Consider the following 11,506-nt stretch of genomic DNA (forward strand, 5'->3'; position numbering starts at 1 on the left):
GAGTTACGCCGCTACAGATCCAGCAGATAGCCCAGCCCAGCGGAAACAACCACTAGCAGACCGTAAAACACTTCGAGGAAACCGATCGTCTTGACCGGGACCGGCTTGCGATAGGCGGAAAGGCCCCATGCCGCGCGCAGCGCCAGGATCGCAGCCGCCGGCGCTGCCAGCCACGGGCCGCGATCCGCTGCCGCCAGCGCAACAAGCGCAACCACGGCCAGCACATGAACGACCAACACGAGCGCCGGGCGGTACGCCTTGCCTTTATCGAGATGCAGCCGTTCCCGCACATACAGGATCGAGGGCACGTCGCGCGCTGCAAGCACGGCCCACAGCCCCAGCGCCAGACCCAGCGATTCGCCGCCCGCCCGCGCAATGCTGGCCGCTGCCGCCGCCAACGCCACCGCGCCCGCCAGTTCCGGCACGAGATCGCGCCCGCGCCCGGCCAGCGTCCCGCCAAGCTGCACGATCCCCAACGGAACCGCCAGCACGACCGGGACCAGGATCGCAGGCCCGGCCAGCAGCAGCGCCGCGATCAAACCCGCCCCTGCCGCGCCCAGGTAGCCAAGCGCGACGCGCTCCGCAGCGACCGTGCGCGCATAACGTTTGCCGCGCCGCCAATCCGTCACCGCAATTTTGAGTGGATGCCGCGCCAGGAACACGCCCAGCACGGCCACACCGAATGCCAGCCCACCCCACGATGGCGCGACTAGCAGCCCCAACAGGATCGGCTCGATCACGAAACCCCAACCACCGTGCTCCGGCGGCAGCGCGATCGATTTCAGACGAACGGAAGGGGCAGCAGTAGTCACAGAGGACGGCATAGGCGGTTTGCTCACACGGCGAATACAGGCGATAAACCCAGTCTAGCGTGGGTGCGTGCGCCAGCCTTGATCCAGATCAAGTTGAGGGCGGCGGATCGACCGGGGACACATCCGGCGCGGGCGAATCGGCGGGCAGGCATATCGACCACGCGCGGCGTCGCGCCCGTCCGCCCAGCCCCAACTCCCCGGTCGCGCAGGAAGCGTTCGAGCGCATCCAGGGCTGGCGGCGACTCGAAGCCGTAGTTCAGCGTAGAGCCGCCCCGCCGTCGCAGCATCTGCAGCAGCCACGCCGCGCCCGCCAGTACTGCACCCTGTACGGCGCGGGTGCGCCATAGCCGCAGCAGGAGTCGATCGGTATACGTTGACCGGTTTCTCATCGTGCCCTCCCTGTTTGCATGAGTCAAGTGTATCAGAAAAGCCAGACAGAGGTGAGAAAAACCGGGGATTACCCGACCGACCGCGCGACCAGCCAATCGCCCAGGCGCGGCCACAGCTTCAGCGGCGCGTCGTGGCCCATCACCATGCCGATGTGCCCGCGCTCGATGACGACCAGTTCTTTATCCGTGCTGCCCGCCAGATCGTGCAGCGCCGCCACGGAGCGCCAAGGCGCAATGTGATCGCGCCGCGCGGCGATGGTCAGCGTAGGAATCATCAGCCGTCCCAGGTCGATCGCCTGCCCGTTGATCGTGAGATCGCCGCGCATGAGGCGATTTTCCTGGTAGAACTCCTTGATGTACTTGCGGAAGACCTCGCCAGGGAATGGCGTCGGGTCGTTGGTCCAGAGCTGCATGGCGACGAAGCGCCGCGTGAACGCCGGATCGTCGCGGTGTTCCCACCAGTCGAGCGCGCGCACAATCTCGTCGGTGGGCCGCACCAGCTTGAACGTCACGTTGAGCAGCTCCGCCGGGATGTTACCTAGCGTATCGACCATCAAATCGACGTCGAGCCACTCGCGGTGCGTCCACTGGCTGTAAATGCCATCGTCGTGATAGTTGATCGGCCCGGCGAGGTTGATCAGCGTCGCCACGTCCTGCGGAAACAGCACGCTGTACAGCGACGACATCAGCCCGCCCATGCAGTACCCGAGCAGCGAAATCGCGGGCTGGCCGGACTGCTCGCGCACGACGCGGATCGCGCGGCCCAGCCGCTCCGTGATGAAGTCGTCCATCGTGATCGAGCGATCGGCTTCGGTGGCTATGCCCCAGTCGAGCATATATACGTCGATGCCGCGTTCGAGCATCGAGCGCACGAGGCTGCGCTCAGGTATGAGGTCCATCACGTAGTAGTGGTTGATCAGCGAGGGCACGCACAGCACGGGCACCGGAAGCGGGCGCTCAACCAGCGGGGTATAACGCAGCACGCGCACGTGACCTTCCGTGTGCACGACCTCGGCGGGCGTCTGGCCCACCAGGGCGCGCCCTTGCGCCAGGATCGTATCCTGCGCGGTGGTGTAGCCGGTCCACACCTCGCGCATCCCCGCGCCCCACAGGTCGGCCCAGCGGTCGAACAACGCGTCAGTCGTCATCGCCAGAGAGGGTTTGTTCCAGCCGCTCGATTCGCTCGGCCAGCACGTCGAGCCGCTGTTCGAGCTGTTCGAGCAGGTACAGCTCGCGCGCGGACTGCTCATGCATGCCCGCCATGCTCAGCACAAACGACTCGAACGACGCGGTGATCTGCTGCTGTGACTTCAGCGAGCGGCTGAGCTGGTAGCCCACGCGCCGCAAAAAATCGGGCGAGCGCGTCAGATTATCCCAGTACGCAGCGGCCTCGCGCTCCCACGCCTCAACGCCTTCGCGCAGGCCGGACTCACTCGGTCGGCTCATCGCGTAGCCGCTCCTCCAACTCGTCCACCTTCGAGGTCAGCGTTTCGACCTGCCCCGCCAGCCGCTCGATGATCGAGATCAGCCGCCCCTGCTGGCTCTGGTCGGACTGCTGCGCGGCGACAGCGCGGTTTGCCAGCGAATCGGCCAGCGTTTCGCCCATGCGCCGTCCCTGCTCCAAAAACACTTCCATCGATTGCAGCATGATGTCGGTATAACGCGGAGCCATCTCGCCCCACAGCCGCGCCGTCTCCGCGAACATCTTTTCCGGGGTTGGCTGCTCGTCGGACGCGAACGACTGCCGGATGGTGTCATTCACACGCTGCTGCATAAACTCCAGCGCGTCGTTGAACCGCGCGAAATCGGCGGTGTCATCGCTCTGCACGTGTTTGATCACGCCGCGCCAGCGCGCCTGGTCGTTGTCTCCTTCGCGCACGAAGCGCAGCATAAACGAGACGACTTCTTGATTCATCGAACCACTCTCCGGCCTTCGCCCTTTTTCAAGGGTATACACGGACCCAGTTGCAACCGGGTCGCAAAAAAGCAGTTGAAGCTGACAGCAATCAGCCTTTAGCTTTTAGCCAAAAAATCCAGGTCGCGCCCGACCCATTAGGGGCGATGCCACGTTTACCTTTTGCCCTTTGCTAACCGCTAATGGCTAGCGGCTGATCGCTAATTTGTCGCCATGCACGATCTGTTCGTACAGGTCCACCGTCTCGTGCATGGGTTCCAGGCCCAGGCCCTCGTCCAGCGCGGCGACGCACTGCTCGTAGGCGCGCATCGCCAGGGGACGGTTGCCGCGCATGGCGTGGCTGAGCATCATCAGCCGGTACGCTTCCTCCCAGTAACGGTCCAGCACCAGCACCGACTGGCACAGGTGCACCGCCTCCTGGTAACCCTCGCGCTGGAGCAGCAGCGACGCCAGCCGCATCGCGCCAGACAGGTACAGCGTTTGCAGCCGCTCGCGTTCGAGGCTGGCCCAATCCTCATACAGCGCGTCGGGCAAATAATCGCCCGCATAGCGATCGATCGCGTCGCGGTACGCGTCGATGGCCGCGTCCACGTCGTCCGTTTCGAGCCGCGCCGCCGCTTTCAGACCGCGCCGGAACTCGTCCGCGTCGATGCGGATATCCGCGTCGGGGTCCAGCCCATACGCTAGTCCGTAGCGCACGATGTACGACGACAGCGAGCGCGACGAGCGATCCGGTTCCAGTGCGTCGTTGAGTGCGTTGAGCGCCACTTTGAAGTCACGGTCGGCGCGCGGCTCGTCGAGCGTGGGCCACAGGTCCGCGACGATGCGCTCCTTCGGCAGCACCTGATGGCTGTCGTTCAGCATGGCGGTGATGAAAAATTGGAACAGCCGCTGTGCCTTTTCGCGTTTCCATACCGTGCCCGGCAGCGGCTCGTCATCGATCCACACCCGAAACATGCCAAGCGTCTGGACTCGCAGGGTGCTCATGCGACCTCGTCTGGCTCCTCGTCCCGGTCTTCGTCAGGCCGCGCATCGCGCGTCCGCCGCCGGAACAACACCACGCTCACCGGGATCATCAGCGCCCAGCCTGCCAGCGTCACGATCCCGCCCACGGTCACCGTCCACGGGCGGTAATCGAAGCGCACGGTATGCGCCCCATCCGGCACGCACACGGCCCGCAGCGCGATGTCGGCTTCCAGCAGGGTCGCGTCCTCGCCATTGACGGTTACTTTCCAGTCGTCGTCATACTGATCCGAGAGCACCAGCAGTCCCGCGCCATCCGCCTCCACATCGACCGTGACGCTGTTCGGCTCGTAGTGCGTGATGGTCGCCGTGCCGCCGCTGCCATCCACCGTGCAGCCCGGTTCCGTCGCCAGTACGACTGTCTCCCCCGTGCTCATGTCGCCGCTGCCGATGCGCTGGCGCGCGGCGGTTTCGTCGGGCACGACCTCATAGGCCGACGCGACGAACGCGCGCGGCAGCGGATCGGGATTCTCGTAGAACACCAGCCCGTCGCGGATGCCGATCAGCTCCCAGTCTTCCGTGCCGCCGAAGCCGTAATTTTTCAGCTCCGTGCCGGAAATGACGTACTTCACACCGAACAGCCGGTTGATCGGGCTGGCGGGGTTCCACGTCGCGTCCAGGTTCAGCGTCGCCCAGCCCGCCGGAGCGGATGGATCGTAACCCTGCGGTGACTGGTGCCCGGTCCATGTTGCGCCGTTGGGGATGCCCGGCGGCGGCGACATCTGCATCACGCGCCCATATGCGGCGGCCTCGCCCGTTGGGATATCGACGGCGGCGTTCGCCCACGGCGGCGAAAACTGCACTTCGGTGGTGTACGTCAGCGGCCACGCGATGTGCCACACGTCCAGGATCGCCACGACCACCGTCGCCACGGCGGCCCAGCGCGCCGCCTGGGGCCGCTCGTCGGTCCACAACCACAGCGCGAACTCCGCCAGCGCCAGATAGACCCCGGCCAGCCCCAACTGGCGCGCCATCGTCGCCGCACGCAAAGCCGGATTGGTGCCATCTTCGAGCAGCGAATTGGCAACGGTCAGAGCCAGCGCCCCGATCCACAGCACGGCCAGCAGCGCCGGGATCCCCCGCCGCACCAGCGGGCGCAGCAGATCCTGCCGCTGCGAGAGCGGCGCGCGGGCAAGCGCAGTCACGAGCAGCGCCATCAGCGCGGCCAATCCCAGGTTGGTCAGCGCCAGGGCGCGCGCCGCGCCTCTGAAATTGCGCAGCACCGGGACCCAGCGGTAAAGCGCCAGCCACAACACGCCGTCGAAACCCAGACTGAGCAGGATGCCCAGCACGGCCACCGCCGCGAACAGCCACAGCCGCCGTTTGCGCAAAAACGGGACCAGCAGCAGCCCCAGCAGCGGCAGCAGGCCCGTATAGGCCAGGGATTCCTCGAAGTACGGCGCTTCGCCCCAATAACCGGGCGGCGTATCCGTCTCCAACCGCGCGCCAAACAGATTTGGGATCGCCAGCAGCGCCAGCCGGTTGGCGGGCATCGACTGTTCGTTGGCGAAAATCAGCGACTGCTGGTTCTCGCGCGAGGCTTTGGGCAGGTAATCAAGCGTCACCATCCAGCTCACCGAACTCAACAGCAGCCCCACCACGCCCAGGATGATGAGCTGCCGCGCGACCAGCATAAATGTGGAGCGAACGGGGCTGCGCACGATCTCATAGACCGCGTGTAGCACCAGCACCATGCCCAGGAAGTAGATAAGCTGCGGATAGCCCCCCAGAATGCCCATCCCCAGCGCCATGCCCGCCGGAAGCGCCCAATACCAGCGGCGGCGCTGCAAAGCCAGCCGGTAGCCTGCCAGCACCCACGGCAGCCACGCATAGACCGTCACCATCGAATAATGCCCTGCGCGCACGCGCGCCGTCACGAAGCCGCCCGTCGCCAGCAGCAGCGCCGCGACGAATGCCCCGCTGCGATCCGCGCCCCACAGCCGCATGAGCACGTACATGCCCCAACCCGCCCACACCGCGTGCAGTGCGATCACGAACGCCAGTGCGGTGTAAATGTGATCCGCGCCGAAGGGGATCATCAGCCAGTTAGGGGGATAAAACAGCCCGATCTGCGGATTGGCGGCGACGCTGTTGCCCAAAAACTGGTGCGGATTCCACAGCGGCAGCGTGCCCGTCTCGTGCACGCTCTCCACCACAAAGTGAAACCACGGGTAAAACTGCTGGATGAAGTCATCGCCGGGCAGCGCCTCGCCAAACGGCGTCAGCAGCGTATGCGCGAAAAAAGCCAGGACGATCACCGCAATGCACAGCGGAATAAACCAGGGGCGGCGCACAATCGAAAGGGTCATAACGCGTATTGTCTCCGGGAAGGGCAGGACGGCCCCGGGATGCACAGGCACTCCGAACGCACAATAATAACACGCGGTTGGCGCTTCCACACGACCGCCAGCGCGATCGCGTTGCAGTGAGGCAACAAAGATTTTACAGAACGCCCGCAGACGGTAACACTTCAACAACATTCGCGGCCCATACTGAATGCAATTGACCACTGCAGCCAATAAGGGGAATGAAAACGATGAAACGCCTGTCCAAGATTTTGGGTGTACTGCTGGTGATTGCCGCTTTTGGCGCGATGGCCCTGCCTGCCGCCGCGCAGAGCGATGGGAGTAAATCGAAAACGATCAGCGAGGAAACGATCAACGACAGCTACCGAGTCAGCAATCCGTGGCGGCGCAGCGTGGACGATCTCAGTGTGGATTTGCAGGTCGGTCAGGTCGTCATCAGCGCGACGATGACCTTCCGGCGCGGCGCGACGCACGAAACCACGACCACCCTCGTGCCGACCGTCACCAATGGCCGCGTCACCTGGACCGTGGACGAAGCGCTGATCGATGGCGACCCGGCCTCCGATGACCTGCTGAGCCAGATCAACGACGTCATCGCCAGCTCGTGGATCAACTACGTGAAGACCAGCGGCCCGTCGGGGCACATAACCGCCGTGGACATCACCGGGGACGATCTGACGATTACCTACACCCCCGTTGTAACCCCGCGCAGCCGTCGCGGATAAAGCAACCTCCCCCATACCAGCGGGCCGGGCAGTCAGAAGACTGTCCGGCCCGAATTTCGTGTGAGTCTGTATCCTGTCGCGCGATCGGCTTAGAGGTACTTTTCCTCAAGCGCCCGCGTCAGGCCGCGACGCCGGGCGACCCACGCCAGCAGCGCCAGTACGGGATTGAGCACCGCCATCGCGCCCGCCGTTTGGGTATTTCCCAGCTCAGACAGCACGCCCAACACCAGCGGATTTTTTGGCAAACCATCCGCTTTCATCTGGCCGTCGATAGCCAGTCCATAAGCGATGCGGAGGCTGCTTTCGAATCCCCGGTGGCCCGGCTGGATCTTGACCAGAAACCGGGACGGCGAATCGGACCTGCTGTAGAAGCGGTGGTTGACCATCGGCGGCACGAGCGCTTTTTCGCCTACCCGCAGCACCCTGTTCTCCGCGCCGATTTGCACCCACAGCTCGCCGTCGAGCACTTCGAACCCTTCGCTGAAGCTGGTGTGGCGGTGCAGTCCGTTTCCCCCGTGCGGTGCCAGCTCCACTTCGATCAGCGTCAGCGCGCCGCCGGTCTGGTTCGCGGTCTTCAAAAACGTGGCATAGTCCTTCTGCACCGGGTTGTAGATCCGGTCAAGTGTCAGTTCCATTACGCGGTTCTCCTGAAGGCGATCCTGGCAGATCGAGCAGTTATGCCCTCATCTTACGAGGCTTCCTTGCCCGGTGCATCCATCCAAAGGCGGAGCCGGGTCCGGCCCAAAGGTGGATCTTCAAGAGCGTCCGCGCCTGTGCCCGCGCCCAATGCTGTATCTTGCCTGCAACTCGCGGTGCTACACTGAGAGGAGAGATTTTTTGCGCACAAGGAGTATTAGCCATGCCCACCCTCACCGCGAACGGTGTCGAGCTTTATTACGAGCTGCACGGCAGCAGCCCCGAAATTCTGATCCTCAACAACGGCGTCATCGCCAACACCAAAAGCTGGGCCGCGCAGGTCGCCGCCCTCGCCCCGCACATGCGCGTGCTGGTTTACGATATGCGTGGTCAGGGCCAGTCGCAGAAGTGGAAGCCCGGTGATCCGGATTACACCTGGGAGCAGCACGCGGACGATCTGGCCGCGCTGATGGATGCGCTCGACATCCCGGCGGCGCACATCGGCGGGATCTCCTACGGCGGCGAGCTGACGCAGGTCTTCGCGCTGCGTTACCCCGACCGCTGCCAGAAGCTGATCATCGCGGATGCGGTGAGTCACGTCGAACCGATGTTAGAAGGGATTGTAGACAGTTGGGCGCGCGTTGCAGCTTTTGGCGATCATGAGACGTTTTACCGTTCGACGTGGTACTGGAACTACAGCGAGCCGTTTTTCGCCGTGCGTTACGAGTTTCTGCTCAGCCGCATTGACGCCGCCAGAGGTCTCGACCTGCCCTCGGTGGTCCAGCTCTGCCGCTGCTTCCTGACCATGAACACCACGCCGCGCCTGCCGGAGATCACACAGCCCACCTGCGTCATCGTGGGCGAGAAAGACATCCTCAAGCCGCCGCACTACTCCGAAACCATCGCGGAGTGCATCCCTAATGCGGAACTGCACGTCATCAACGGCGCGGGACATGCGTCCTTTCTGGAACAGCCGGAGGCGTTCAACCAGATTCTGCTGGACTTTTTAGTACCGGATTAACCGGGCGGGACATCACTCTTCGGTGGCAAACGTCAGGCCGCGTTCCGCCAGCGCCTCGCGCAGAATGCGGATCGCCTTCGGGCCGACGCCATGCAGGTTTTTCAGCTTCGTTTCGCTGATCGTGGCAACCTCGTCGAGGCGCGTGATACCGATCGACGCCAGCGCGCGCTGCGCCGGTTGGGCAACACCGGGCGGAAAATCATTGGCGGACGGAGTTTGGGGCATAGTGGCTGCGACCTCACGCTGCGTTGACAGTTAGCAGATCCCTAGCAGAGCGTGGGCCGCGCGGCAAACGGTCGTCTTCAACTCCGCCCGTAAACCGGGATCGCCGCGCCCTGCACGGCCCGTGCCGCGTCGGAGGCCAGGAACGCGATCACGTCCGCGATTGCCTCCGGCGCGACCCACTTGGAGAAGTCGGCCTTGGGCATCTCGGCGCGATTCTGTGGCGTATCGATCGTGCCCGGCAGCACGCAGTTGACGGTGATGCCGCTGTGCTTGAGTTCGGCGGCAAGGCTTTCCACCAGCCGGATCAGGGCGCTCTTCGAAGCGCTGTACGCGGCCATCTTCGCGCCGCCGCTCAACGCCGCTCGCGCCGCGACGTGCACGATGTGCCCCGATCCGCGTTCGAGCATCGGCGGGATCACGGCCTGGCTGACCAGAAACGCCGTGCGCGCGTTGAGGCTGAGCATAAACTCCCACTGCTCGACCGGCGTCTCGTGAACCGGCGTCCCTGCGCGGTAGCCGCCGACGGTGTTCGCCAGGGCATCGATCTGCCCGAAGCGCTCCAGCGCGACCTGCACCAGCGCCACGACCGACGCGGGATCGGTCAGATCCGCCGCCTGCACCAGCGCGCGATCCGCGTCCTGCGCGATCTCCGGCAGGGCCGCCGCAATCTTCTCCGGCGAGCGCTCGGCCAGCACCAGCCGCGCCCCGCCCGCATAAAAGGTCCGTGCCACCGCGCTGCCCAGGCTCCCGCCTGCGCCCGTTACGAGTACTACCCGGTCGGAAAAGTCGGCCATGATCAGTCCGCCTCTCGCTGCTTACCCCGGTCGAGATACCATTCCATCGTCTTGACGGCCAGCGACAGCGTCAGCGTCAGCACCAGATAGGTGAGCGCCACGACGTTGTACACCTGAAAAAATGTGAATGTGCTGGCGGCGTAGGTCTGCCCGCGCCGCGTGATATCCTGCACGCCCAGCACGGATACCAGCGAGCTTTCTTTCAGCATGGCGATGAAGTCGTTGCCCAACGGCGGCAGGACTACGCGAAACGCCTGCGGCAGCACGATCAGGCGCATCGTCTGCCAGCGCGTCATGCCCAGGCTTTTCGCCGCCTCAATCTGTCCCTGGCTCACACTCTCGATCCCGGCGCGGTAGATCTCGGACAGGAACGCGCTGTACGAGATCGACAGGCCGATGATCGCGCGGTAGGCGTTATCCACATCGCGGATCTGAAACTCGGCCATCCACGTGCCGAGGCTGTGAAACGTAATAGTGCCCAGCACCGGCAGCACGAGCCTGTACGTCATCAACTGTTCGCCGAGGTCATTACCCAGGCTGACCACCTTGGGAATAAACGCCAGCGCCATATAGTAGACGAGCACCAGCGTCGGGATGCCGCGCACCGCCTCGACATAGAGCGTCACCATCTGGTACACGATGAAATTGGATGACCGCCGCAGCAGCGCGACGATCAGCCCCAGGATCAGCGCCACGGCATACGCCACCAGCGACACCCAGATCGTGGTCACGACGCCCTGTTTCACGGCCCGGAACACGGTGGGATAGGGGTGCTTGTCGTGCACGCTTAGCGCAAACCAGATGATCAACAGCGCCAGGACCAGCAGCCACCACGGCGCGCGGGAAATACGGCGAATCAAAATATTGCGCTTCTGAGGATTAACGCGCGGGACTTCCGTTGAGGGGCTTGCAACGCTCATGCAGGGTTTTCCACCGGGTCCTTAAAGATAGAACAATGCCACCGTCGCTTGATCCCGGTGGCGCACTGTGCTGCGAATAAAGGGGGAGAGGCTCCGAAGCGCCTCTCCCACCTGATACCTATCTATTCCGGCTGGTTATTCCTGCGATGCCGGTTGGAACGTGATGAACCACTTGTAGTACACGTAGTCGAGGAAGCCGTCATCCTTCATCGAAGCCAGCGCCGCGTTGACCGGGTCAACCAGCTCGCTGCCCTTCGGGAAGATGAAGCCCATCTCGTCCTTCGAGATCGGGTTACCGACCATCTTCACCGCATCCGCCGTCGTGCTCTTGAAGCCTGCCGCCGCCGAAGCATCCGCGGGCATCGCGTCGATGTCGCCGTTGAGCAGCGCCTGCACCAGCGCGCCAAATTCGGTGTAGACCACGCGGCGATCTTCCGGCACGAGGCCATCCGTCACGAAGAAGCCCGCCGTGCCCTGCTGCACGCCCAGGATCAGCTCGTCGTTCGCCGCGAACTCGTCGGCGTTGGTGAAACGATCTTCATCCGCCCGCACCAGCAGGTACTGGTCCAGGTTGATGTACGGATCGCTGAAGTCCACCACCTGCTTGCGTTCTTCGTAGATGCTGATGCCCGTCATGCCCATGTCGTACTGGCCCTCGCCCACCGACGAGATCATGACGTCCCAGCTCGTGTTTTCGTAGACCGGCGTGCAGTTGATCCGCGCGCACAGCTCCGCCACCA

14 protein-coding genes are annotated in these 11,506 nt (G+C 64.1%); 2 read left to right on the forward strand and 12 right to left on the reverse strand.

Features of this window, described 5'->3' with window-relative positions; genetic code table 11:
* Positions 1 to 11: 11 nt before the first annotated feature.
* From V7116_RS14970 to V7116_RS15000, 7 genes are all read right to left on the reverse strand, one after another.
* The gene (locus V7116_RS14970) at positions 12 to 824 is read right to left on the reverse strand and encodes a YwiC-like family protein (RefSeq protein WP_324392750.1); all 813 of its coding nucleotides are present in this window, start codon (positions 822 to 824) and stop codon (positions 12 to 14) included.
* 11 nt (positions 825 to 835) lie between these two features.
* Positions 836 to 1,201 (reverse strand): hypothetical protein, encoded by a 366-nt coding sequence (locus V7116_RS14975; RefSeq protein WP_324392751.1) that lies wholly within the window; start codon positions 1,199 to 1,201, stop codon positions 836 to 838.
* Positions 1,202 to 1,269: 68 nt separating this feature from the next.
* Entirely contained in the window at positions 1,270 to 2,349 is a 1,080-nt protein-coding gene (locus V7116_RS14980) for a PHA/PHB synthase family protein (RefSeq protein ID WP_324392752.1), read from the reverse strand.
* Positions 2,339 to 2,647, reverse strand: a complete 309-nt coding sequence (locus tag V7116_RS14985; protein ID WP_324392753.1) for a hypothetical protein — start codon at positions 2,645 to 2,647, stop codon at positions 2,339 to 2,341. Before V7116_RS14985 ends, V7116_RS14980 begins: the two co-directional genes overlap by 11 nt.
* Complete coding sequence (locus V7116_RS14990) at positions 2,631 to 3,116, reverse strand: hypothetical protein (protein ID WP_324392754.1); 486 nt, start codon at positions 3,114 to 3,116, stop codon at positions 2,631 to 2,633. Before V7116_RS14990 ends, V7116_RS14985 begins: the two co-directional genes overlap by 17 nt.
* Positions 3,117 to 3,302: 186 nt before the next feature.
* Positions 3,303 to 4,103, reverse strand: a complete 801-nt coding sequence (locus tag V7116_RS14995; protein WP_324392755.1) for an AfsR/SARP family transcriptional regulator — start codon at positions 4,101 to 4,103, stop codon at positions 3,303 to 3,305.
* A complete protein-coding gene (locus tag V7116_RS15000) occupies positions 4,100 to 6,448 on the reverse strand; it encodes a YfhO family protein (protein WP_324392756.1) in 2,349 nt (782 codons plus the stop codon). The genes V7116_RS14995 and V7116_RS15000 overlap by 4 nt, the downstream gene beginning before the upstream one ends.
* 227 nt (positions 6,449 to 6,675) lie before the next feature.
* Here V7116_RS15000 and V7116_RS15005 point away from each other — a divergent pair, with 227 nt between their 5' ends.
* Positions 6,676 to 7,170, forward strand: a complete 495-nt coding sequence (locus V7116_RS15005) for a hypothetical protein (protein ID WP_324392757.1) — start codon at positions 6,676 to 6,678, stop codon at positions 7,168 to 7,170.
* A gap of 89 nt (positions 7,171 to 7,259) precedes the next feature.
* On the opposite strand, the gene V7116_RS15010 is transcribed toward V7116_RS15005, so the two are convergent.
* Positions 7,260 to 7,805, reverse strand: a complete 546-nt coding sequence (locus tag V7116_RS15010) for a cupin domain-containing protein (RefSeq protein ID WP_324392758.1) — start codon at positions 7,803 to 7,805, stop codon at positions 7,260 to 7,262.
* 224 nt (positions 7,806 to 8,029) lie between these two features.
* Here V7116_RS15010 and V7116_RS15015 point away from each other — a divergent pair, with 224 nt between their 5' ends.
* Positions 8,030 to 8,827 (forward strand): alpha/beta fold hydrolase, encoded by a 798-nt coding sequence (locus V7116_RS15015; RefSeq protein ID WP_324392759.1) that lies wholly within the window; start codon positions 8,030 to 8,032, stop codon positions 8,825 to 8,827.
* 12 nt (positions 8,828 to 8,839) lie between these two features.
* On the opposite strand, the gene V7116_RS15020 is transcribed toward V7116_RS15015, so the two are convergent.
* The 4 genes from V7116_RS15020 to V7116_RS15035 all read right to left on the reverse strand — a co-directional run.
* A complete protein-coding gene (locus V7116_RS15020) occupies positions 8,840 to 9,052 on the reverse strand; it encodes a hypothetical protein (protein ID WP_324392760.1) in 213 nt (70 codons plus the stop codon).
* Between the two features lie 77 nt (positions 9,053 to 9,129).
* Positions 9,130 to 9,846, reverse strand: a complete 717-nt coding sequence (locus V7116_RS15025) for an SDR family oxidoreductase (protein ID WP_324392761.1) — start codon at positions 9,844 to 9,846, stop codon at positions 9,130 to 9,132.
* A 2-nt stretch (positions 9,847 to 9,848) separates the two neighbouring features.
* Positions 9,849 to 10,766, reverse strand: coding sequence for an amino acid ABC transporter permease (locus V7116_RS15030; protein ID WP_324392762.1), 918 nt, complete (start codon positions 10,764 to 10,766; stop codon positions 9,849 to 9,851).
* A 135-nt stretch (positions 10,767 to 10,901) separates the two neighbouring features.
* Positions 10,902 to 11,506: transporter substrate-binding domain-containing protein (locus V7116_RS15035; RefSeq protein ID WP_324392763.1), on the reverse strand; the 605-nt coding region annotated here is incomplete at its 5' end.

This window comes from Aggregatilinea sp. (assembly GCF_036822615.1).
Classification (GTDB): Bacteria; Chloroflexota; Anaerolineae; order Aggregatilineales; family Aggregatilineaceae; genus Aggregatilinea.

Bases quoted from the DNA above. Each gene is read 5' to 3' on its own strand.
- V7116_RS14970 (WP_324392750.1), bottom strand. From the start codon at position 824: ATGCCGTCCTCTGTGACTACTGCTGCCCCTTCCGTTCGTCTGAAATCG.
- V7116_RS14975 (WP_324392751.1), bottom strand. From the start codon at position 1,201: ATGAGAAACCGGTCAACGTATACCGATCGACTCCTGCTGCGGCTATGG.
- V7116_RS14980 (WP_324392752.1), bottom strand. From the start codon at position 2,349: ATGACGACTGACGCGTTGTTCGACCGCTGGGCCGACCTGTGGGGCGCG.
- V7116_RS14985 (WP_324392753.1), bottom strand. From the start codon at position 2,647: ATGAGCCGACCGAGTGAGTCCGGCCTGCGCGAAGGCGTTGAGGCGTGG.
- V7116_RS14990 (WP_324392754.1), bottom strand. From the start codon at position 3,116: ATGAATCAAGAAGTCGTCTCGTTTATGCTGCGCTTCGTGCGCGAAGGA.
- V7116_RS14995 (WP_324392755.1), bottom strand. From the start codon at position 4,103: ATGAGCACCCTGCGAGTCCAGACGCTTGGCATGTTTCGGGTGTGGATC.
- V7116_RS15000 (WP_324392756.1), bottom strand. From the start codon at position 6,448: ATGACCCTTTCGATTGTGCGCCGCCCCTGGTTTATTCCGCTGTGCATT.
- V7116_RS15005 (WP_324392757.1), top strand. From the start codon at position 6,676: ATGAAACGCCTGTCCAAGATTTTGGGTGTACTGCTGGTGATTGCCGCT.
- V7116_RS15010 (WP_324392758.1), bottom strand. From the start codon at position 7,805: ATGGAACTGACACTTGACCGGATCTACAACCCGGTGCAGAAGGACTAT.
- V7116_RS15015 (WP_324392759.1), top strand. From the start codon at position 8,030: ATGCCCACCCTCACCGCGAACGGTGTCGAGCTTTATTACGAGCTGCAC.
- V7116_RS15020 (WP_324392760.1), bottom strand. From the start codon at position 9,052: ATGCCCCAAACTCCGTCCGCCAATGATTTTCCGCCCGGTGTTGCCCAA.
- V7116_RS15025 (WP_324392761.1), bottom strand. From the start codon at position 9,846: ATGGCCGACTTTTCCGACCGGGTAGTACTCGTAACGGGCGCAGGCGGG.
- V7116_RS15030 (WP_324392762.1), bottom strand. From the start codon at position 10,766: ATGAGCGTTGCAAGCCCCTCAACGGAAGTCCCGCGCGTTAATCCTCAG.